The organism is Acinetobacter sp. 25-47-130 (genome assembly GCF_056779705.1).
Genome location: NZ_JBWYII010000015.1, coordinates 1 through 21,808 on the forward strand (window position 1 = coordinate 1; position 21,808 = coordinate 21,808).

At 38.2% G+C, this 21,808-nt stretch carries 23 protein-coding genes and 1 pseudogene; 11 read left to right on the forward strand and 13 right to left on the reverse strand.

What is annotated here, in order from left to right; translation table 11 throughout:
- Positions 1 to 311 precede the first annotated feature (311 nt).
- Positions 312 to 1,229, forward strand: a complete 918-nt coding sequence (locus AC1M83_RS13695) for a matrixin family metalloprotease (protein ID WP_180028797.1) — start codon at positions 312 to 314, stop codon at positions 1,227 to 1,229.
- Between the two features lie 100 nt (positions 1,230 to 1,329).
- Positions 1,330 to 1,704 carry a hypothetical protein gene (locus tag AC1M83_RS13700; protein WP_035270344.1) on the forward strand — a complete coding sequence of 125 codons (375 nt, stop codon included), beginning with the start codon at positions 1,330 to 1,332 and terminating at the stop codon, positions 1,702 to 1,704.
- A 58-nt stretch (positions 1,705 to 1,762) separates the two neighbouring features.
- Here AC1M83_RS13700 and AC1M83_RS13705 read toward each other — a convergent pair whose 3' ends face one another.
- From AC1M83_RS13705 to purE, 3 genes are all read right to left on the reverse strand, one after another.
- Positions 1,763 to 3,043, reverse strand: coding sequence for a lytic murein transglycosylase (locus AC1M83_RS13705; RefSeq protein WP_481590905.1), 1,281 nt, complete (start codon positions 3,041 to 3,043; stop codon positions 1,763 to 1,765).
- A 618-nt stretch (positions 3,044 to 3,661) separates the two neighbouring features.
- Complete coding sequence (locus AC1M83_RS13710) at positions 3,662 to 4,783, reverse strand: 5-(carboxyamino)imidazole ribonucleotide synthase (RefSeq protein ID WP_481590906.1); 1,122 nt, start codon at positions 4,781 to 4,783, stop codon at positions 3,662 to 3,664.
- Positions 4,784 to 4,798: 15 nt separating this feature from the next.
- On the reverse strand, positions 4,799 to 5,311 hold the full coding sequence (purE, locus tag AC1M83_RS13715; protein WP_035270333.1) for a 5-(carboxyamino)imidazole ribonucleotide mutase: 513 nt from the start codon (positions 5,309 to 5,311) through the stop codon (positions 4,799 to 4,801).
- Positions 5,312 to 5,597: 286 nt separating this feature from the next.
- Here purE and AC1M83_RS13720 point away from each other — a divergent pair, with 286 nt between their 5' ends.
- The gene (locus tag AC1M83_RS13720) at positions 5,598 to 6,860 is read left to right on the forward strand and encodes a DUF2254 domain-containing protein (protein ID WP_481590907.1); all 1,263 of its coding nucleotides are present in this window, start codon (positions 5,598 to 5,600) and stop codon (positions 6,858 to 6,860) included.
- Positions 6,861 to 6,876: 16 nt separating this feature from the next.
- Here the strand turns inward: AC1M83_RS13720 and AC1M83_RS13725 are convergent, their stop codons facing one another.
- Entirely contained in the window at positions 6,877 to 7,221 is a 345-nt protein-coding gene (locus AC1M83_RS13725) for a DMT family protein (protein WP_035270328.1), read from the reverse strand.
- A gap of 252 nt (positions 7,222 to 7,473) precedes the next feature.
- On the opposite strand from AC1M83_RS13725, the gene mpl reads away from it, so the two are divergent.
- Positions 7,474 to 8,844, forward strand: a complete 1,371-nt coding sequence (mpl, locus tag AC1M83_RS13730; RefSeq protein ID WP_180028801.1) for a UDP-N-acetylmuramate:L-alanyl-gamma-D-glutamyl-meso-diaminopimelate ligase — start codon at positions 7,474 to 7,476, stop codon at positions 8,842 to 8,844.
- A 33-nt stretch (positions 8,845 to 8,877) separates the two neighbouring features.
- On the opposite strand, the gene AC1M83_RS13735 is transcribed toward mpl, so the two are convergent.
- Both AC1M83_RS13735 and AC1M83_RS13740 read right to left on the reverse strand, forming a co-directional pair.
- Positions 8,878 to 9,165: a GNAT family N-acetyltransferase gene (locus tag AC1M83_RS13735; RefSeq protein ID WP_180028802.1), complete on the reverse strand. Its 288-nt coding sequence runs from the start codon at positions 9,163 to 9,165 to the stop codon at positions 8,878 to 8,880.
- Between the two features lie 21 nt (positions 9,166 to 9,186).
- Positions 9,187 to 9,474: a GNAT family N-acetyltransferase gene (locus AC1M83_RS13740; protein ID WP_035268578.1), complete on the reverse strand. Its 288-nt coding sequence runs from the start codon at positions 9,472 to 9,474 to the stop codon at positions 9,187 to 9,189.
- 636 nt (positions 9,475 to 10,110) lie between these two features.
- Between AC1M83_RS13740 and AC1M83_RS13745 the strand changes: the two genes are divergently transcribed.
- Positions 10,111 to 11,073: a TerC family protein gene (locus tag AC1M83_RS13745; RefSeq protein ID WP_481590908.1), complete on the forward strand. Its 963-nt coding sequence runs from the start codon at positions 10,111 to 10,113 to the stop codon at positions 11,071 to 11,073.
- 68 nt (positions 11,074 to 11,141) lie between these two features.
- Here the strand turns inward: AC1M83_RS13745 and AC1M83_RS13750 are convergent, their stop codons facing one another.
- On the reverse strand, positions 11,142 to 11,675 hold the full coding sequence (locus tag AC1M83_RS13750) for a nucleotidyltransferase family protein (RefSeq protein WP_481590923.1): 534 nt from the start codon (positions 11,673 to 11,675) through the stop codon (positions 11,142 to 11,144).
- A gap of 194 nt (positions 11,676 to 11,869) precedes the next feature.
- Here AC1M83_RS13750 and AC1M83_RS13755 point away from each other — a divergent pair, with 194 nt between their 5' ends.
- From AC1M83_RS13755 to AC1M83_RS13775, 5 genes are all read left to right on the forward strand, one after another.
- Positions 11,870 to 12,925, forward strand: a complete 1,056-nt coding sequence (locus AC1M83_RS13755) for a Rieske 2Fe-2S domain-containing protein (protein ID WP_481589599.1) — start codon at positions 11,870 to 11,872, stop codon at positions 12,923 to 12,925.
- A 52-nt stretch (positions 12,926 to 12,977) separates the two neighbouring features.
- A complete protein-coding gene (gene guaD, locus AC1M83_RS13760) occupies positions 12,978 to 14,309 on the forward strand; it encodes a guanine deaminase (protein WP_481590909.1) in 1,332 nt (443 codons plus the stop codon).
- A complete protein-coding gene (locus AC1M83_RS13765) occupies positions 14,275 to 14,406 on the forward strand; it encodes a hypothetical protein (protein WP_257219949.1) in 132 nt (43 codons plus the stop codon). Before guaD ends, AC1M83_RS13765 begins: the two co-directional genes overlap by 35 nt.
- A 136-nt stretch (positions 14,407 to 14,542) precedes the next feature.
- On the forward strand, positions 14,543 to 15,070 hold the full coding sequence (gene hpt, locus AC1M83_RS13770) for a hypoxanthine phosphoribosyltransferase (protein WP_035268589.1): 528 nt from the start codon (positions 14,543 to 14,545) through the stop codon (positions 15,068 to 15,070).
- A gap of 150 nt (positions 15,071 to 15,220) precedes the next feature.
- Complete coding sequence (locus tag AC1M83_RS13775) at positions 15,221 to 15,472, forward strand: GlsB/YeaQ/YmgE family stress response membrane protein (RefSeq protein ID WP_035268591.1); 252 nt, start codon at positions 15,221 to 15,223, stop codon at positions 15,470 to 15,472.
- Positions 15,473 to 15,522: 50 nt separating this feature from the next.
- Here AC1M83_RS13775 and AC1M83_RS13780 read toward each other — a convergent pair whose 3' ends face one another.
- Positions 15,523 to 16,224 (reverse strand): DsbC family protein, encoded by a 702-nt coding sequence (locus tag AC1M83_RS13780; protein ID WP_481590910.1) that lies wholly within the window; start codon positions 16,222 to 16,224, stop codon positions 15,523 to 15,525.
- A gap of 217 nt (positions 16,225 to 16,441) precedes the next feature.
- Between AC1M83_RS13780 and AC1M83_RS13785 the strand changes: the two genes are divergently transcribed.
- On the forward strand, positions 16,442 to 17,635 hold the full coding sequence (locus AC1M83_RS13785) for an MFS transporter (protein WP_481590911.1): 1,194 nt from the start codon (positions 16,442 to 16,444) through the stop codon (positions 17,633 to 17,635).
- Between the two features lie 47 nt (positions 17,636 to 17,682).
- Here AC1M83_RS13785 and mnmE read toward each other — a convergent pair whose 3' ends face one another.
- The 5 genes and pseudogenes from mnmE to rpmH all read right to left on the reverse strand — a co-directional run bounded on the left by mnmE (position 17,683) and on the right by rpmH (position 21,778).
- Entirely contained in the window at positions 17,683 to 19,047 is a 1,365-nt protein-coding gene (gene mnmE, locus AC1M83_RS13790) for a tRNA uridine-5-carboxymethylaminomethyl(34) synthesis GTPase MnmE (RefSeq protein ID WP_481590912.1), read from the reverse strand.
- An 80-nt stretch (positions 19,048 to 19,127) separates the two neighbouring features.
- Positions 19,128 to 20,882 carry a membrane protein insertase YidC gene (yidC, locus tag AC1M83_RS13795; RefSeq protein WP_481590913.1) on the reverse strand — a complete coding sequence of 585 codons (1,755 nt, stop codon included), beginning with the start codon at positions 20,880 to 20,882 and terminating at the stop codon, positions 19,128 to 19,130.
- A gap of 5 nt (positions 20,883 to 20,887) precedes the next feature.
- Positions 20,888 to 21,209 (reverse strand): annotated as a pseudogene (yidD, locus tag AC1M83_RS13800) (membrane protein insertion efficiency factor YidD).
- 9 nt (positions 21,210 to 21,218) lie between these two features.
- The gene (gene rnpA, locus AC1M83_RS13805) at positions 21,219 to 21,611 is read right to left on the reverse strand and encodes a ribonuclease P protein component (RefSeq protein ID WP_035268604.1); all 393 of its coding nucleotides are present in this window, start codon (positions 21,609 to 21,611) and stop codon (positions 21,219 to 21,221) included.
- 32 nt (positions 21,612 to 21,643) lie between these two features.
- Positions 21,644 to 21,778: a 50S ribosomal protein L34 gene (gene rpmH, locus AC1M83_RS13810; RefSeq protein WP_000831329.1), complete on the reverse strand. Its 135-nt coding sequence runs from the start codon at positions 21,776 to 21,778 to the stop codon at positions 21,644 to 21,646.
- Between the last annotated feature and the right edge of the window lie 30 nt (positions 21,779 to 21,808).

Genomic DNA, 21,808 nt, shown 5'->3' on the forward strand with positions numbered 1-21,808 from the left:
CAACTCAGCAACCTGCTTCGCTCGTTTCCGTGTATCTCGTCGGTATGGGGTGCATTCTATAGATTTTTTCTTCCCTTGCAACCCCTTATTTCACTTATTTTCAACGGGTGTTGCTTTTTTCGACTAAAAAGATGAAAAACATGAATTTTCACTCGTTTTTTAATCATTATTCATATTTATTTTCATCATTCATTTAAATTTTACGAATAATTTTCATTTTTATACACACTGGAGCTCATATATTTTGATGTTTTATTTTCCAAAATGTTTTTTTAGGCTACATTGAATAAAAATTAAGTTGAATTGCTCGCATGATGCGCTCCATTATTCTGATCTTTTCCTTTTTATGCGTTGCATATTTTGCTGTACAACGTTTTATTCATCCTCAATTAAATCACAATTCAACTTTAGATCGGCTTCAACACCCCATTGATCAACGCCTAAGATATCGTATTGGGTTTATTGACCCAAGATTTCAACTTGATACAGAGGCATTACGCCAAATAACTCAAGAGGCAGCGAATATCTGGGAAAATCAAACTCAACAAAAGTATTTCGTTTACGACCCCAATGCTCGTCTTACAATTAATCTCATTTTTGATGAACGTCAAAATGAATCCAATTATAGAAAGCATACGCTAAAGCAATTTGAAAATAGCAAATCATTAGCCGACCAAATGAGATTACAGCTAGAGCAAGAATCACAACAACTTGAATTTTTAAAACAGCAAATTGAACAGCAGCAACATAACTATAGTAGTGATCTAGATCAACATAATAATTTTGTCCACCATATTAATGGCTTAAACACATCTATTACAGATTCACAATTTCAGCAGATCAATACCTCTAAGACACGACTCACACAACAAAAGCTTGAGATTGAAAGCAATATTGAACGATTTAACACCTTACGAACAGAACTCAACGATAAAGTAGAAAAATTCAATCAATCCCAACACCAACAACGTAAAGCCATTGATGAATTCAACCAAGTTTTTCAAGCCAAAATGTTCCATAAAGGCGAGTTTAATGGTCGTGAAATCAATATTTATGAATTTCAATCTATAGATGAGCTTCGAATCACATTGGCTCACGAATTTGGTCATGCATTAGGTCTTCAGCATACTAATGACCCCAATGCCTTAATGTATCCAATTCTAGAAAAGCAGAATTTCTCCAATTTTAAATTGACTGCTGCTGATCTCGAACTACTCAAAAGTCGATAAAATCAGCATCACATCTCAATCCCATAATTAAATTACGGATTTAATTGAATAGTTTTGAATTCGTGTTAAGGTATTTTAAAATTAATCAGAGGAGAGAGACGTGAGTTATTATCATATTATTCTTGAGGTAAATGATCATATCAGCACGATCGAGGAAACTCGTGATATTGAAATATTTGATATTGTCGAGCTTCAACCTTATCTCTACTCAATTTTACTGCCATATTTCAATAAACAACTCATCGAACTCGATGATGAGAACATTAAATTCGAAGACGTCTTACATATTCAAATTAAGCAAACACTATTACCTATTCAAGATTTAATTGAAGAGGAACAACGCCAACTTCCAAGCGATACAGATGTCACCATTACAGCTTATGAAATTTTTAATGATCGAGAATTAAGTCAAGATGTAACCTTAGTCATTTTTGACTTACTCGATGCTGTTAAAATCGATCGTTCTATTATCTAGAAACCTCATCAGAAAAAAGGTCAACCCATGTTGACCTTTTTTTAATCCAAGAACCTATTTATTGCATCATCAGCTGAGCCTGCTCATTTCTAAATGCACTCAATATCTGCTGTCCCGCTCGACCTGTAGGATTTAAGCCCAATCGGGTTTGCTCTTGACGAATTGCCTGTCGAGTTTTATCCCCAATTAAACCATCAATCGCACCAATATCGTAACCGCGCTGGATTAAATAGCGTTGAATTTCTCGGCGTTCTGCTCTTGATGTACCAGGATCATCAGTCGGCCAAGCTTTTGCAATTTTAGGTTTTCCTTGCAATCGATCTGATAAATGTGCGATTGCCAATGCATAACTTTCTGCTGCGTTATAACTATATATAGCATCAAAATTTTTAAATACTAGAAAGACTGGCCCAGCACTGCCAGCAGGCGCAAGCAACCCAGCTTGAGAAGAGGCAGAAAGATCACCCTGAATTAAAGGGGAGCCATCCACTCTATTCAATCCTTGATTGACCCAATAAGACAATGCTTTCTTATTACGTCGCCCCTCACCTACAACTGACATTCCTGCTGGAATTTGCACTTCAAATCCCCAAGGTTGACCAGTCTGCCATCCTCTTTTCTTCAAAAAATTTGCTGTTGAAGCTAAAGCATCTGGAATACTCGAGACTAGATCACGTCGTCCATCACCATCAAAATCTACAGCAAGCTCATCATAGGTTGAAGGCATAAACTGAGTATGACCAAAAGCCCCTGCCCACGATCCTCTCAATTGTTCTTCCCGAACATCACCACGCTGTAAAAGTTTGATGGTGGTAAAAAATTCACCTCTAAAATACGATTGACGGCGTCCCTCACAACTTAAAGTCCCCAAAGCTTGAAGCAATGGATAGCGTCCAGAAATATCACCATAGTTACTCTCAACTCCCCAAACTGCGACCACCGTTTCAGCAGGAATACCATAAGCTACACTCACACGGTTAAGTGTTTCTCGATGCTGTTGAAGTTTCTGTTGACCCAATTGAACGCGCTCATCATCAACTAAACCTGACAAATAATCCCAAATCGGGGTCGAAAATTCAGGCTGATAATTTAAACGCTCAATCACAGAATAGTCAGGAGTTAAATTTTGCGTGTAACGATCATATGTCGCCGAGCTAATTCCCCTACTGATCGCTTGTGATTTTAGATTCGTGATGCATTGCTGAAAATTAGGAGCGGATGACACAGTTGCCGTCATAGATGGCGAGGCTGTCACAGACTGACCATTAATAATCAACTCAGCATGAGTTTGAGACATCGCTAAAAAAAATGAACCTATCGTGAGTGCAAGCCGTTGCATAAGACCCTGTAATTCTAAAATGTTGGAATTATGTCTTTACCTTAACAGCTCACTCTAAAAATTAAAGCATCGAATCGTAAATTTAAATTCATACTTTCTACTTTTTTAAATTTAAATTTAAAAACTTATCCACAATCTGGTTTTAAATTCATTTGTTATTGAATTTAAATTTAAACCGCCACACAACATTTAAATTCAAAAAACTTATCCACAGTCACCCAAACCCACAAATCAACCTAAATAATTGAAAATTATAAATATTAAAATAATTTAATTTACTCAATAGATAAGAATTTAGATATAAATCTTTAAATACATTTTTGAATTCAAACCTCAATAGTAACTTTGAATTCAAAATATCCTGCAAGCCTATTATTTTGAATTTAAACCTACTTTGAATTCAAAGTTAAGATGGCTCACATAAGCCATAATCAAATTTATACACAGTTCAAAATATGTATTCTAATCAGAACTAATAGTATAATTATTATGCAATTTTTTTAAAATTTCATCCGACCAATGGCCAGTGATTTTTAAAGAGGCGCAATCATGCCTTAAACAAGATAAATAAAAAAGCGACCACTCGTGTGATCGCTTTTTTTATCACCAACTTAAAGTCTAGATGGTCATATCTTCACTTAATGCTAATGGGTTTGGTAAAATTTTCGACAATTGGCGACAGAGTGTAGTCAATTCTGAGCTATCGATTGGCATTAAGGTAATATGACCAATTTTACGACCTTCACGTTCTGACTTGTTATAAAGGTGCAAATGTGCACCCTCTAAAGCCAACACATCTTCAGTCTTTGGATGCTGACCAATAATGTTCACCAATACCGTTGGACGAATCATCTCAGTTGAACCCAAAGGTAAGCCTGCAACAGCACGGATATGGTTTTCAAACTGAGAGCACACAGCACCCTCAATCGACCAATGACCTGAGTTGTGTACACGTGGCGCCATCTCATTAGCATATAAGCCTTTGTCCGTCACAAATAGCTCAAGCGTCAGCACACCGACATAGTTCAAATGGTTAAGCAAGCGAGTGATGTAATCTTGTGCTACAGGTTGTAGATCTACACTGTTCGGTGCAGGGACAATCGAGTGCGATAAGATACCATTGTGATGGTGGTTCTCAGCCAATGGCCATGTTTTCACATCACCATTCTGACCACGTACTGCAATGATTGACACTTCACGCGAGAAAGTCACAAAACTTTCAGCAATCAATTCACCCGCAGGACCAAGTTCCGCCCATGCTTGATCAATTTGATCCGCAGTGCGTAAGACAAACTGACCTTTACCATCATAACCACCACGTGAAGTTTTTAGTACGATTGGAAGACCAAGTTCAGCGACCGCGTTTTGTAAACTCGCTAGTGATGTCACCGCTTTGTAAGGTGCTACTGGAATATCTAACTCATCAAATAACGCTTTTTCAGACAAGCGATGCTGAGCAATCGCTAAAGCCTGACGCGGGGGATGCAGTTGCTTGGTTTCAGTTAATACATCTACATCTGACAATGGCGTATTTTCAAATTCTAAAGAAAAGACTTCTGCACTATTAATGAAATCCTGTAAGCCATTTTTAGCTTGAGTTGAGATCACTGGACCCAAAGCAGCAGAAGGGCAGTCTGTACTTGCTTCAAAAAAAGTACATTGAATATTTAATGGAAGTGCCGCCTGCGCCATCATTCGACCCAATTGACCGCCACCAAAAATACCGATGGTTTTATCCATAAGATTTCTCTCGAATTAAGCTTGACCAGGAATATTTTTACTCGCAACTTTCTCAGTTTGCGCTAAACGAAAATCGGCTACATTCTTTGCAATATCTGGGCGAGTTAAACCTAAAATTTGTGCCGCCATAATCGCAGCATTGGTCGCACCTGCAGGACCAATTGCCAATGTACCGACAGCAATACCTGCTGGCATTTGTACAATGGAAAGCAATGAATCAACACCATTCAAGATCGAAGATTTAACCGGCACACCTAGAACAGGAAGATCAGTCTTCGCTGCGCACATACCCGGTAAATGCGCTGCACCACCAGCACCCGCAATAATCACTTGGATACCACGATCACGAGCTTGCTCAGCATATTCAAACAAACGATCTGGCGTACGGTGTGCTGAAACAACTTCCGCTTCAAAGGGTACACCAAGCTGATTCAACATATTGGCAGTGTGTTCGAGTGTCGCCCAGTCTGACTGAGAGCCCATGATAATTCCAACGAGAGGAGTGTCTTGTGAAGCGGCCGCATTCATTGCAATGTTTCCAGAGATTAAAGTAAGAGAGATAAATCTCGACGAGAGCCAAGCTTTAATAAGAACTCACTATTATAGACTGAAAATGAATAGGTCTAAAGTTAAGCTGATAAAATAAGGATTAAAAATATATACTTGTTAATAGACATAAAAATGAATTTTATGATTGGTCATTGTTCTGCCTCATCCACCTTAAACATCTGGCTCATTCAAGATAAATTGAAATTGAATTTGGATTAAACTGAACTAAACCATTCAAATTAAAAAATAAAAAGGAGAATATAGCATGTGGTTTAAACTGAAATTATGGTGGAATAACCCTGCAGAAAATTTATGGTTTACACCAGCACTTGGAGCTTTATTAGCGATTTTTTTCTCTTTATTTGCAACTGCAAGTCGTTATTTTATTCCATCACACGCGGTTCCAAATATCAGTATTGAAACACTAAGTAGCCTACTGGATATCATTGCTTCGAGTATGCTGGCGGTCACTACATTTTCACTTTCGATTATGGTTGCCGCATTTGCTTCAGCTTCATCGAGTGGTACGCCACGTGCTTATAGGCTGATGATGAATGATGATAATACTCGTCTCGCAATTACCAGTTTTATTTCCGCATTTATCTATGCCGTCATCGCAAAAATCGCTTTAGGTTTACAATATTATGGCGTTTCGGGTCGATTTGTCTTATTCGTAAGTACCATTTTGGTTCTCATTTATTTGATTGTGACATTAATTCGCTGGGTACAAACATTGTCTCAGCTTGGCACATTAACCAATGCTATTTCTAAAATTGAAACAGCAGCATCTCAAGCTTTAAGTACATTCCGTACACACCCCAACTTTGGCGCTTCTGGACAAAAACCATTGGGCGAAAGCCAACTCAAAATACACCCAAAACAGACAGGTTATTTTACTCATTTTGATATTGAGTCCTTAAATCTTCTTGCTCAAACTCACAATGCACATATTCATCTTGCTTTTCTTCCTGGGAAATTTGTAGACCCATCACTGGTTCTGATTGAAGTCTTTGCAGAAAATCTAATAGATGATGAAGAATTAAAAAATTTAGAACAACAAATTCATGAATACGTAATTATCGAAACGAACCGTAGCTTTTTACAAGACCCAAGATTTGGTTTATTGGTCATGAGCGAGGTTGGACAAAAAGCGATGTCAGCTGCAATTAATGATGTGGGTTCAGCAATTAGTGCGATCAATGCCTTAACGCGGATTATTATTGATAGTCAGCCAGATCCAGAACAGAAAACTTTTAATTTCTCGAATATCAGTGTCGATATGTTTGATATTCGTGAGTTTATTAGCAGTAGCTTTGCACCGATGGCACGGGACTGTATAAGTAATATCGAATTAAATCAAAGAATAATTAAATGCTTATCCATGATTGAAAAAAATGTATCTGAACCGGAACTACGGGAAGCTGCTCATGAAATGGCACATGAAATCTTGGCACGCTGCTTAAAACATTTTGATTTTGAACCTGATCGTCAAAGATTAGTTCGGGAATATGAAAATAACTTTAGTTAATCTTCATCCTTTTGAATCATGGTGTTCTAAATACAAAATAGACACAACCACATAAGCAAAGTGCAGCCCATACATAATCTAATTTGAAAGGCTGTTTAAACATGAAAATCATGAAAGGAACAAATACCAATAGCGTAACGACTTCCTGAGTGATTTTCATTTGTCCCACAGCCCAGCCATTTTGAGCCAGCATCTTGGTTGCAGGAATCATTAAGCTGTATTCGAATAATGCAATGATCCAACTAAATAGAATGGCTTGCCATAAAGGGGCATCATGCGGCAAAAATTTTAAATGACCATACCACGCCAAAGTCATAAAGCAATTTGCTAAAATCAGAAGCAATAAAGGTAAATAAATCATTTAAATCTCAAGTTAAATCGTCCGCGTTATTCTACGATTAAATCATTTCGTTTCATCATACTAGATTAAAAATATTCATATATTTTAGCTCATAAGTTTAAAAATTTATTTCTGCAAAATTTTACGGAATGCCTTCTAATAATCACTATCTTTTCACCAAGACCCTTGTTATCGTTGACATCAAATCAAATAACACATGACAACAGCACCAAAAAGATGTTTGTGTCGAAAAGAGTAGTGGAGTAAATCATCATGCATCTGCATATTTTGGGAATCTGTGGCACCTTTATGGGATCGTTAGCACTGTTAGCTCGAGACCTAGGGCACACAGTGACAGGCTCGGACCAAAATGTGTATCCACCTATGTCGACACAACTTGAAAATGCGGGTATTACCTTAATGCAAGGTTATGACCGTAGTCATTTGCAACCACACCCAGATTTAGTGATCGTTGGTAATGCCATGAAACGTGGAATTGACGCCGTTGAATACATGCTAAATCAGGGTTTACCCTATATCTCTGGACCACAGTTCCTTGCCGACCATGTGCTACAAGGTAAACATGTATTAGGGGTTGCTGGTACACACGGAAAAACAACCACTACCACGATGTTAGCTTGGGTATTAGATCAAGCGGGCTTGGAACCGGGCTTTTTAATTGGTGGTGTACCACTTGGATTTAAAGAAAGTGCTCGTCTAGGCGGAGGTCAATATTTCTGTGTAGAAGCAGATGAATACGACTCTGCCTTCTTTGATAAACGATCTAAATTTGTTCATTACCATCCAAAGACAGCTATTCTGAATAATCTTGAATTTGATCATGCAGATATCTTTGATGATCTCGCTGCCATTCAAAAACAATTTCATCATTTGGTTCGTACTATTCCAAGTGAAGGCCGTATCATCGCACCAATCACTGAATCAAATATTGATGAAGTTTTGTCACAAGGCTGTTGGACACCGATCGTCCGTACATCGCTTGAATCTCATGATCAAGCAACTATCTCTGCAAACCAACTTTCTGCAGATGGTACTCACTTCCAAGTCTTAAAAGACGGCAAAGTAAAAGGTACAGTCCAATGGTCGATGACAGGTCAACACTCCGTTGCAAATGCTTTAGCAACCATTGCAGCTGCAGAGCATATAGGTGTTTCCATTGAAACCGCATGCGAAGCATTATCGAATTTTGGTGGTGTAAAACGCCGTATGGAGCTCCTCGATACCATTCGAGGCATTGAAGTTTTTGATGATTTTGCTCATCACCCAACAGCAATTGACACAACGCTGGATGGTGCTCGTAAACGACTAGGCGAACGTAAACTATGGGCGATTATTGAGCCTCGCTCAAATACGATGCGAATGGGAAGCCACAAAGATGGTTTAGCATATTCTGCTCGATTGGCAGATGAAGTGATTTGGTATCAACCTGAGGGTTTAGATTGGGATCTACAACCTGTTGTTGAAGCTGCTCCGAATAAAGCTGTGGTAGCGCGTACTTTAGAAGAGATCATTCGAAATGTCGTGAATGAAGCAGGCGAGGGGGATGCCGTTGTGATCATGTCAAATGGTGGATTTGGTGGTTTGCATCAAAAACTCATTCAAGCACTCAAAGCAAAAGAATAAATAAAAAAGCCCGCTCTGCGGGCTTTTTTATATTTAAGCGATAACGTCATGATATTCATTATGAAAACGCTTAAACATGACAACCACATAAGAGCAAGTTGGAACAATTTTTAATTTTTCTGTACGAGCCAATTCTACAAGTCGATCTAACAATAACTTTGCAGTTCCTTGTCCACGTAAACGATCATCGACCCAAGTATGATCCGCTATAATGATCTGTGGAGTTTGGTAACGATAGCTGATTTCTGCAATTCTTGATTGATCTGCGTCCGTGAGATAAAACTCACCGCCTTTCACACTATCGATATGTTCAAACTGCATATGACTGCTCACTGTATGATTTTATTTAAACAGAACATCGTGGATTGCTTCATCTTTGTTGAAAACAGATTTAGCAAATGGACAAAGCGGTAAGATTTTAACATTCTTTTGACGTGCTAATTCCACCGCACGGTCAACAAGTTGACGTCCCACGTTTTGCCCTCTTAATGAATCATCAACCCAAGTATGATCAATAATAAATTTATCTTCACCTGCCCATGAATAAGTCATTTCAGCTAAATGATGGCCATCTTCACCAATAAAAAACTCACCTTTTGATCCATTTTCTTGATGTTTAATTTCTAACATTATCATTATCCTATCATTCATTATTAAATATAGATTAGAACGACATATTTACATAACACTATGAAAAAATGGGACAGACTTGTCTATCAATTACAAATTCAAAACTTTAATTTATTTTAAAAAAAGAAATATTATAAAAAACAAAAATATATATTGTCAGTCATAATCATTAAATGTTATTTTTTTAATATATAAATGTATTATTATTGTTAAAAAATTAATGAGTAAATGAAATGGATATCTATTTAATATCAATTGTAGTATTGATCATCATTGCAATAATCTTATTAATTTCAATTTTTAAAGACAAATTTAATAACCCATTTAAATAATTTGCACACAACTTATAAGTGTGTCATCCTTTGTGCACTCGAAATCAAATGAAACGATTTCAACGTAATTTATTATCAAATTTGAACAAGGGGAGTAGCCTCCTCCAACAGTACTTAAATACTGTGTCAGAATATCGTCATTACACTTTGAAAGAAGTCGGTATCTGAGCATCATTTCGATTATCTAAAATGCATAATCAAAATGGTGTAGGCAAGACCTTGATCATGTTGTTTCAGAATTATTATCTGGCAACTGGTCGAGGTTTTTTTATGCCAAAATCAATTGCCAGTATTGGAGATCACTATGGAAACCATAGGCAATATTTGGCTTTATGTCATTTTTTTTGGCATCGTCACGATTATGCTCTTAATTGACTTTCTAGGTTTTAAACAAAAAGAAGGTCAAGAAGTTAAAGTTAAAACTGCTGCTTATTGGAGTATTGCATGGGTCACTGTCGCAACACTTTTTGGTGGTGGACTATGGCTATATCTAGAAAATACCGCTGGTATAAACGTAGCCAATACGAAAGTTATGGAATATTTTGCCGGCTATTTACTGGAAAAGTCACTCGCAATTGATAACGTCTTTGTGTGGCTAATGATTTTTGCTGCATTCGCTATACCTCCTGCACTTCAACGTCAATTACTCCTTTATGGTGTATTGGGCGCTATTATTCTCAGAACAATTTTTATTTTTATCGGTGCGTGGTTCGTTCAGGAATTTTCGTGGATCCTCTATATCTTCGGTGCTTTCCTTGTGTACACTGGATTTAAATTCCTTAAAGGACAAGAGGATGATCCAAATATTGAAGATATGGCCATTCTGAAATGGCTACGTAAACACATGCGAATTACTCCACAGTTGGAAGGAAATAAGTTTTTCGTAAGGCAAAATGGCGTTCTATGGGCAACCCCATTATTTTTAGTGCTAATTTTAGTCGAGGCATCTGATGTTATTTTTGCAGTCGATTCTATTCCAGCGATTTTTGCGGTCACCACTGATCCTTTTATCGTCCTTACAGCTAACTTGATGGCTATCCTCGGTCTACGGGCTATGTTTTTCTTACTGTCTGGAGCCGCTTCAAAAATGCATTATTTGCCTTATGGACTTGGGACTATTTTAATTTTTATCGGTTTCAAAATGCTTATGCTTGACGTATTCCATATGCCAATTTGGATCTCATTAAGTTTTATCGTGATTGCCCTTTCAATTACAGCATGGCTTTCAATTCGTTATAGTAAAAAACATCATCAAACGACCTTATAAGGTCAAACTTTGTTGGATTCAATAAAGCCTTCATCTGAAGGCTTTATTTATATCATTAGATGAGCCATCTAATTCACAATGCTTAACTTAGGCCATTGTTCCAAAAAACATTTTGACTTAACCCTATGTTCAAAGACTCCACGTGAAACCAAACGATTATTCCACCTTAATTTTAAAGTAAATAAATCTTCAAGCCCCAAAGGGGCGAGGATTTCAATATGATTATTCTCCATTAATTTGATGGCGATTGCGGTTGCCGTTTCTGGCCAAAAACTCATAGCATGATGTACTGAAGTATATGGATCAATTTGAGCACCTTCATCAGTTCTGTACCAATGATGTACCAGAGCTTGATTTGTAATGTCCCAATGAATATTAGGATATCTATGTTGAAGTGCACCCTTTAAATAATTTCGTCTCTCATCCATTTTTTCTGAAGGATCAAAATAAATGACATCAATTTCAGTTTCAAAAATGGAATAATTTTGATTATGTAAATAAGACCAGATCCAATTTCGAATCAAGCCCGCACTAAAATAGGCCGCACTATCAATCTGCCGTAAACACTGTAAAAGTTCATAGATATCTACATTAGATCGTATTAAATGGCTTAGCTTCTCTTATAAGTCCATGGGTGAATTCACTTTATATATTTTGATTAGAATTTAATATTTCCACTCAGCTCTCCAATTTTAAATGTTAAGAGACGGTTGGCAAAGATCTTGCATCATCTCCAAAGAAAAAAGCTCAGTAAATTTAGCGCAGCTCTTCGGAGCTCTTTTTTTAGGAAATGACGATGAATATGATTCCCGCATTAAATCCACTCAGTGCACCTTGCCAATGTAGTTTCGACTTACAAGATTGGGAAATTCTCGCGCAATATTGGTATCCAGTGGCTCGTATTCAAGATGTTTCAACCACACCACATCAGGTCACTTTACTTGATGTAAAAATGGCGATTTACCAAACTGACAATGGGGAAATTCGATTAGTGCGTGATATCTGCCCTCATCGTGGTGTACCTCTAAGTAAAGGATGGGTAGAGGGTGAAGAAATTATTTGCCGATATCACGGTCTAAGATTCGACCTTGCAGGGAAGTGTACAAAAATTCCTGCTCAACCTGATTTAACTAAGATATCTGACCGTTTTAGTTTAACCCAATTTCCAGTAATTTTGAGATATGGACTGGTCTGGACTAGCTTGCATGGACGTGATTTTCAACACAATAATATTCCCCAACTTGACACTTGGGATCATCCTGATCATCAGTCTATTTTACCTCCATATGTTGATATTGCAGGCTCAGCAGGTCGTCAACTCGAAGGATTCATTGATGTAGCTCACTTTGCATGGGTGCATCACGAAGCTTTTGCAGATCGAAACAACCCAGTTGTACCGAAATACCATACTGAGAGAACAGACTATGGCTTAAAAACAATTTATATTAGTGGTGTCAGTAATTACCCGCATGCTTTGAAACACCTAGAACCAGAAGGTTTTGAATGGAAAAGGACTTTTGATATTTACCCACCATTTTCAGCGATATTAACTGTAGATTTTCCAGACAATGGGATTTTAAAAATCTTGAATGCGTGTTGTCCTGTATCAGTCCATCAAACCAGATTATTTGTTCCTTTGACGCGTAATTTTGATCAGACTGGAGATTTACAAGCAGTCTATGATTTTAATGCCCAAATTTTTGCCGAAGACCAAGATATCGTAGAATCGCAAAAACCTGAGGAATTACCGCTTGATTTAATGATGGAAGCGCATTTTGAAGCTGATCGATCTTCGACTACTTATCGTCGTATTCTCGCAGAGTGGGGGCTCAGCAAACGATATACAGTTTAATTAAGATAGATCAGTTACAATCAACCGAAAAAATTAAAAGTGTAGGTTTTAAATGTCTTCTGTAGTTGCATCGACGGCGATTCGCGGTCGCTTCCTAGATATTCAGAATACGGTTGCCCAAGCGCGTGAAATTCACGACCAAGTGCGTTACGTAGAAGATGGTTTATTGATTACTCAAGCGGGTAAAATTCAATGGTTTGGTCGTTGGGAAGATGGGCAACAACAGCTCCATCAGCTTGAATCCTCTATTCAAGTTGAGCATTACCCAGATCAACTGATTGTTCCTGGTTTTATCGATACGCATATTCACTTTCCTCAAACCGAAATGGTAGGTGCGTATGGCGAACAATTACTCGAATGGCTGAACACTTATACCTTTCCTACAGAAATCCAATTTCAAGACAAAGCTTATGCAGACCAAATTGCACACTTTTTTGTCAATGAGCTGCTGAAAAATGGCACAACGACTGCATTGGTTTTTTGTACAGTTCATAAAGAATCTGTTGATGCACTATTTGAAGCGGCAGAACAATACCAGATGCGTTTGATTGCAGGCAAAGTATTGATGGATCGTCATGCACCTGAAGCACTGACAGACACCGCTGAAAATGCTTATACAGATAGCAAAGAATTGATTGAGAAATGGCATGGTAAAGGTCGAAACCTTTATGCCATTACGCCTCGCTTTGCGCCTACCTCTACACCAGAACAATTAAAAAGAGCAGGGCAGTTAAAAACTGAATATCCTGATGTATATATTCATACTCATTTGAGTGAAAACACCAATGAAATCGCTTGGGTGAAAGAGCTTTTTCCTGAGCAAAATGGCTATTTAGATGTGTATCACCACTATGGATTAACAGGCAATAAATCTGTTTTTGCTCACTGCGTTCATTTAGAAGAGCATGAATGGGATTGCATGCATCAAACAAATTCTGCAATCGCCTTCTGCCCGACTTCAAACCTCTTTCTAGGAAGTGGATTGTTTCCCTTGAAAAAAACCTGGGATAAACAAGTCAAAGTCGGTCTTGGCACTGACATCGGTGCGGGGACTTCATTTAATCAGCTTCAAACGTTGAATGAAGCCTATAAAGTTCAGCAACTCCAAGGCGACAAATTATCTGCATTTGAATCGCTTTATCATGCGACCCTAGGTGGAGCAAAAGCATTAGCGCTCGAGGATAAACTTGGTAACTTTAATATTGGAAAAGAAGCGGATTTTGTTGTATTAAATTTGAATGCCACTGCATTACAAGCATTAAGACAACAGCGCGCTAAAAATATTGAAGATGCTCTTTTCGCATTATTTACCATGGGTGATGATCGAAATATTGAGGCGACTTATATTTATGGACAAAAAGCATATCAACAATCAGCATCCTAATGCTCAGACTCAACCACAACACCCAATTAAAAAATATGTGTTGATTGGTGCTGTATTCTTAGTTTGTGCTGTCGTGCTTAAACGTGATGCGCATTAAAAAACCATTAGGTTACATTTCGTTTTTTTAAAAAGGGTGCAACATTCTGGGATATGTTTTAAAATTGAAGCATATTTCAGGTGTTGCAGGTCAACACCTTTTTTAATTTTAGAATTGTTGTTTTAGGTATCTACCCATGACCATTGACATGAAAGTGTTGATTTCCGCTGAAGAAATTCAAGCGAAAGTTAATGAACTTGGTAATCAAATTAATGCTCACTATGCAAATAGTGATCGAGAATTGGTTCTTGTAGGCTTACTTCGCGGTTCAGTGATTTTCATGGCAGACCTATGCCGCACAATTGAAAAACCACACGAACTCGACTTTATGACAGTTTCAAGTTACGGCAGTGGAACGACTTCTAGTCGTGATGTTAAAATTCTAAAAGACCTTGATGGTGAAATTCGTGGTAAAGATGTTCTTGTCGTAGAGGACATCATCGATTCAGGCAATACGCTGAGTAAAGTGGTAGAAATCCTTGAAACTCGTGAGCCAAACTCTATCAAACTTTGCACGCTGATCAGTAAGCCTTCTCGAAGAGAGATCGACTTGGAAGTAGAGTTTCTAGGATTTGAAGTTGAAGATAAATTTATCGTAGGTTATGGACTAGATTACGATCAAAAATACCGTCATATTCCATTCATTGGTGAAATCGGTCTGTAATGTTTTTTTAAGAAAGTGGCATATGCCACTTTTTTTATAAACAACAAAATAACAACAACATGTAGCGTGATTCTTCTTTTCAAACATCAATACATAATCAACTATATTTGAGCGACACAATAAAAATTCATGATAAAAAGGAGAACAAGTATGTTTTCACTTATTGGAGCTATTCTTATCGGTTTTATAGCAGGTTTAATTGCTCGCGCAATTCATCCTGGTGACGATAAAGCAGGTTTCATTGTCACGACGTTATTAGGTATTGCTGGTTCATTACTTGCTACATATGGTGGACGCCTTCTTAATATTTATCCCGAAGGTTCATCGGCAGGTTTTATTGCTTCAGTCATAGGCGCAATTATCGTTCTGTTTATTTATAACCTCGTTACCAAAAAATCTTAATCAAAAAAAGCACCTTCTTAAGGTGCTTTTTCATTCCTATGACCTAGATTTTACAAGTTCAGCTCTTTCCAAATTTTTTCAATTTCTGAAGCTGGATAAGCGCCTGTTACCCTAAATCCATTTTCAAAAATAATTGCTGGCGTTCCTTGAACACCTAGACGACGTCCAAGTTCCAAATTTCGTTCAATAGGGTTTGAACAATCAGCTTGGGCTGTTGGTTGTTGATTCTTTTGTAAAAGGGCATTCCATGCAAACTCACGGTTTGCGGAGCACCAAACTTGTTTAGAGGGCTGGATCGATTGAGATTTAATTGGATACATAAACGTATAAATTGTCACATCTTTTAACTGGCTTAAATTATTTTCAAGCGTCTTACAATATGGGCAATTTGGGTCAGAAAAGATCGCGAGCTGACGCTTACCATTCCCCCTTACAGTCTTAATGGCATCTTGAAGTGGAAGTTGTTTAAAGTCGACTGAATTATGTTTCAGCACCAAATCACGTGTTAGATTTTTTTGATCTTCGATACGAATCATTGATCCAAAGAATAAATGCTTAGCTTCTTCATCAATATAAATAATCTGATTGTCTAAAGATCCGCTATAGAAACCTTTCATGTCAGTTTTTTGTAAATTTTGAATATTCAATTTTGGATGTTGCGTTTTAATTTTCTGCTGAAGCAATTCAATATTCGCAAAGCTAGAACTTGTAGACAGTGCAAGTAAAGCACTGATTAAAAATTTTTTATACATAAGTTGAGCATATGTTTGATGGATATTATTGCTTATTCTAATCTTCTACTTTCTACAAAGATCAGTTTTTATGTAATTTTAAACCTCATAAATTGTTTCACGTGAAACCAAATATGACAGTTGAATTTTAACTGATTGAAGATAATTGACTCATGCTTAACAGTCGACATAGACTAATGAATCATCGTATCAGCACTGCTGTTCTATAAGACAAATAATGAATGAAAACCAATCGTGGCGAGATTTTATTCTCGTAAGTATCGCACTCTGTATCGGCACCATTGGAACAGCGCTTGCTAGCCCACTTTATCCAATTTACCAAGAATTATGGGGGTTAAACCCGAGCGATATCACCTTTATTTTCGTTTCCTACATGCTAGGGTGCCTGACCACCTTACTGTTTTTGGGCAGAACCAGTAATACCATTGGTTATGTAAAAACTATGCAACTTGGGCTCATTTTTATCACCATTGGCTTGTTAATGTCTATCTTTGCGAGTGATGTCATGTCTCTCTCATGGGGAAGATTTATCATTGGTATCGCATCTGGATTGATGACAACATCTGCTCTTATTGGGCTTATTCAAACTGTTCCAATTTCCCATAAACAAATTGCACCACAATTAAGCTCAATCATTACTGCTGTTGGATTTGGTTTAGGTCCTTTATTTGGGGGATTTTTTGCTGAATTTTTTGCATATCCTTTGGTAATACCTTATGTACCCATTGTGATAGGTTCAATATTTTGCTTCTTTAGTCTATTTACACTCAAACCTATACCTTTTGATGTGCAAAAATTTAATTTTGCTCCCAAATTATTAACACCACAATCACATGATCGAACTCAATTTTTTATACTGAGCTTGACTGCATTTGCTGTTTTTGCAGGATTTAGTTTATACGCCTCACTATCTCCTTCATTTGTTAAAGACATTTTGCCTTGGCACGGTCCACTGATTAGTGGTTCTGCCATTACTGTCATTTTACTGATTTCAGCTGCGACACAATTTTTTTCAAGATCAATCAAACCGCAATCCAGCCTATTACTCGGTATCATGACTTGCTTCATAAGCGTGATCGCTTTATTCCTCTGTATGGAGTTTAAAATTAGCTGGTTATTTTTCCTAAGCGATGGTCTGTTTGGGATTGGACATGGCTTAGCTTTACTTGGGGCTTTCGGACTTATTCATCACATGACCACACCTCACAATCGAGCCGCCGTCATGTCTACTTATCTCTTTATCGGCTATCTCGGAACGATTCTACCCATCCTAGCAGTAGGATATTTAGCTGACCATTTTGGGCTTACAAATGCAGTGATTTGGTTCTGTATTGCAATTTCAATTTTATTGATTGTTTTATTCATAAAGCAGATGATGGTTAAGCCAAGCAAGTTACCTTTAGCCAATTAACCAAAAAGCCCATTACTGGGCTTTTTAAACCACAGATAAAAACTCGTTTACTTCCCGATACAGAAAGAGCCAAAGATTTTTCCGAGTAAATCATCCGCACTAAAATCACCAGTAATTTCACCTAATGCATTCTGTGCGAGACGTAACGATTCTGCGACAAGCTCTCCTGCATGGTAAACAACAAGTTGTTCACGAGCTTCCGCAAGATAAGATTGAGTGCGCTTCATTGCGTCTAGGTGGCGTGTTCTTGCAATAAAGGTATCTTCTTCAGGCTGAAAGCCTGCATGTGCTGTAATCGCATCTACAAGCGATTGAACACCCATTTCTTGCTTGGCTGAGACCGTAATGTGTCTAAAGCCTTGGAGATCAGCAACTTTAGCTTCACTATCTACTAAATCACATTTGTTAGCGATTAAAATTAAGCGTTTAGGATCGATATAATTAGCAAAGTAAGTATCTGCCAAATGCATCGGATCTTCACCTTGACTCAAATCGTAAACCAAGAGTAGGAGATCAGCATTTTCTATTTCTTTAATCGCTCGACGAATACCTTCCTTCTCAACAATATCTCCCGTTTCACGCAGCCCTGCTGTATCCGTCAGGGTAATTGGCAAACCATTTAGGCTTATTTTCTCGTGTAGTACATCACGCGTTGTACCTGCAATGTCCGTTACAATCGCGCGCTCAACACCAGCCAATGCATTCAATAAACTCGATTTACCTGCATTGGGTTTCCCTGCAATCACCACTTGTAAACCTTCACGCAGAAGTTGACCTTGGCGTGCTGATTGTTGTACTGCACCCACTGATGCTTGCACATCTTCCAATAACGCTAAAATTTTTCCATCTGCAAGAAAATCAATTTCCTCTTCAGGAAAATCAATCGCCGCCTCAACATGTAATCGTAAGTGAATGAGTTTTTCTAATACTGTATTTACTTTGGCCGAAAATGCGCCTTGCAATGAACGTACTGCAGAACGAGCAGCTGCTTGTGAAGTAGCATCAATTAAATCAGCAATTGATTCGGCTTGGACTAAATCCATTTTTCCATTTTCAAAAGCGCGCATTGAAAACTCACCCGCTTTTGCTGCAATTGCGCCTAACTCTAACAGTCGGCCCAATAATGTATTTTGAATCACCGGTCCACCATGACCTTGTAACTCAACTACATCTTCACCCGTAAAAGAATTCGGATTTGGAAAACAAATGACCAAACCCTCATCCATGACTTGCCCATTCGCATCAAGAAATTGACGAAATGCAGCATAACGAGCAGGACCGAGTGCCTTACCAGTTAAAGCCTCTGCTATGGCATATGCTTTAGGACCAGACAGTCGAATTACACCTACACCTCCACGACCTGGCGGTGTTGCAATCGCAGCAATAGTGGTTTGATGTTGTAGGTTCGTCATTGAAATGATCTCAAAGCAAGGCAAAAAAAATCCGCCTAAGGATATCACCTTAAGCGGATCGATTCAGCTACTAACAAAACTTAGTTCGTAGATGCTATATCTTCTTTTGCTAAGCGAGCTTTCTCAACACTCTTATTAATCAGACCTTGCTGAAGAATCGTGATCAAGTTGTTGACAATCCAGTAAAGCACAAGTCCAGCAGGGAAGAACAATAAGAATACCGTGAAAATAATCGGCATAAACTTAAAGACTTTTGCTTGCATTGGATCTGTCGGCTGTGGGTTCAACATTTGTTGAACATACATCGTCACACCCATCAACAATGGTAGGATAAACCATGGGTCCATTGCAGATAAATCTTGAATCCAACCTAACCAAGGAGCGTGGCGTAACTCAACAGACTCCATGAGCACCCAATACAAAGCCAAGAAAATTGGCATTTGAAGAAGTAAAGGTAAACAACCAGATAATGGATTGACTTGTTCACGCTTATAAAGTGCCATCATTTCTTGTGAGAAACGCATACGGTCTTCGCCGAACTCTTCTTTCATGCGTTGCATTTCTGGTGCAATCACACGCATTTTTGCCATAGAGCGATAGCTCTTAGATGAAAGAGGCCAAAGAATAAGTTTCACAAGAATTGTCAATAGAATAATTGACCAACCCCAGTTTCCAACAATGCCATGGAAGAATTGCAAACCTAAGAATAGCAATTTCGCAATTGGCCATAACCAACCATAATCAACCGTTTGATTTAAACCAGTTGCCAAGTCTTTCAATTCAGATTGAATTTTTGGACCTGAGTAGAATGTTGCATCAACAGTCATTGTTTTGCCAGCTGGTACATTAATGGTAGGCGAAGTAAAGCCAATGATATTCATACCATCAGCAGATTTACGTGACTCCATTTTTGCAGAATACGGCTGGTTACCGAAGTTACCAGGCACCCAAGCACTTACAAAGTAATGCTGAACCATTGCAACCCAACCACCTTGAGCCTCAACACTTAACTTTTCTTCATTAAAATTATCAAATTTTAATTTGTTATAGTGCTCATCAGGTGTACCCCAAGCACCACCTAAATAAGTGCCCAGCGTAAAGATTCCTTGATCAGTTTTACCTGGATCTTCAGAGTTGTCACGTTTGATCTGACCAAACATTTGACCTTGCCAGTTTTGCTGACTACGGTTAATCACTTGATAACTTACGTTAACTGGATATGCACCTTCTTGGAAAGTGAACGTTTTGATGATTTCAACACCATCAGCCGTTTTTAATACCATTGGTACTTTTAACACTTTCTCAGCTTCACCATCTTTATTGGTGGTTGCTTGAGCATCAGCTAAAGTATAAGTCGACTTTTCAAACTCAAATGTTGGACGTCCACTACGGCTACTGTCAGGTCCATTTAAACCAATTAAACCTGATTGAGCGACATAAGTACGTTTCTCATCATTTTCAAGCATAACGAACGGTTGTTCACTATTTTTACTTTTATCATGATTGAGTAGTTCAACACGGACAATGTCACCACCTTTAGGGTTAATCCAAAGATGATATAAATCAGTTTGAACAGCAACTAATTGTTGATTTGCTGTTGCAGGTGTAGTTGTGTCTTGTTGTTCAGCTGCAATATTTGCTTGCGGTATATCAGTTAAACCCGCTGTCGTTTGGCTCGTTGGCAGATCAGCAGAAACATCTTGGGCAACGACGGCAGCAGGTGCTGTCGCAGCAGTTGTTTCAGTTTGACCATAGTCTTTTTGCCAAGCAAGAATAAGCAAATATGCGGTGACAAACATGGCCCCGAGAATTGCAAACCTGGCCCATTGTTGCATATCGATTACCCCAATTGGTTAGAGTGATTTTTGGTTCAATAAACGCTCACGCAAGGGTACAGTAACGTGAGTCATTTGAGAATCTATTTGCTGAAATGAAATAAAACGAATTGCTTTTTTGGGAACAGGATCATATCCACTTCCACCCCACGGATGGCAACGACAAATCCGTCGCGTTGCATACCAGACACCTTTAATCGGGCCATGTATATGAATAGCTTCTAACGAGTATTGAGAACAAGTTGGGAAATAACGGCAACGAGGTCCAAGGAGCGGACTAATCGCAATTTGATAGAAACGAATCAACCAATGCAATATACGGACCATTGGCCACCTCTAACTTTGAGGAGAGGGAACTGATATTTTATGATGTTTTTTTACAAGACGCTGTAGCTTCTGCCATGCAAATTGTAATTGCTTATGCAATTCAGCATTCGGAATCGACTCAATACCTACCTTAGGCATGACCACAATATCCAATAAATCTATATCTTGCTGATTTAAGCGAAAACTTTCGCGAGCAATACGTTTTATTCGATTTCTTTCGTGTGCACGGCGCACTTTCTTTTTAGCAACAACAATACCTAAACGGCTTTTAGGCTGTTTAGTTGGTGTAGCCAAAAATAAGAAATGGGGTTGATGCACTTTAAAAAGCGCACCATCAAATACACCTTTGTAATCTGCAGCACAGCGGATTCTCACCTCTGGACTGAAACTATAAAGTGTCATAACACCCAAATCGTCGATAAACTAAACTGGTATTAAACAGTTAAGCTGTGACGACCTTTTGCACGACGACGAGCTAATACTTGACGGCCAGCTTTAGTCGCCATACGAGCACGGAAACCATGAACGCGTTTACGCTTTAATTCAGATGGTTGGAAAGTACGTTTCATATCGAAACTCCAAAGTTGGTGTTCTATAAA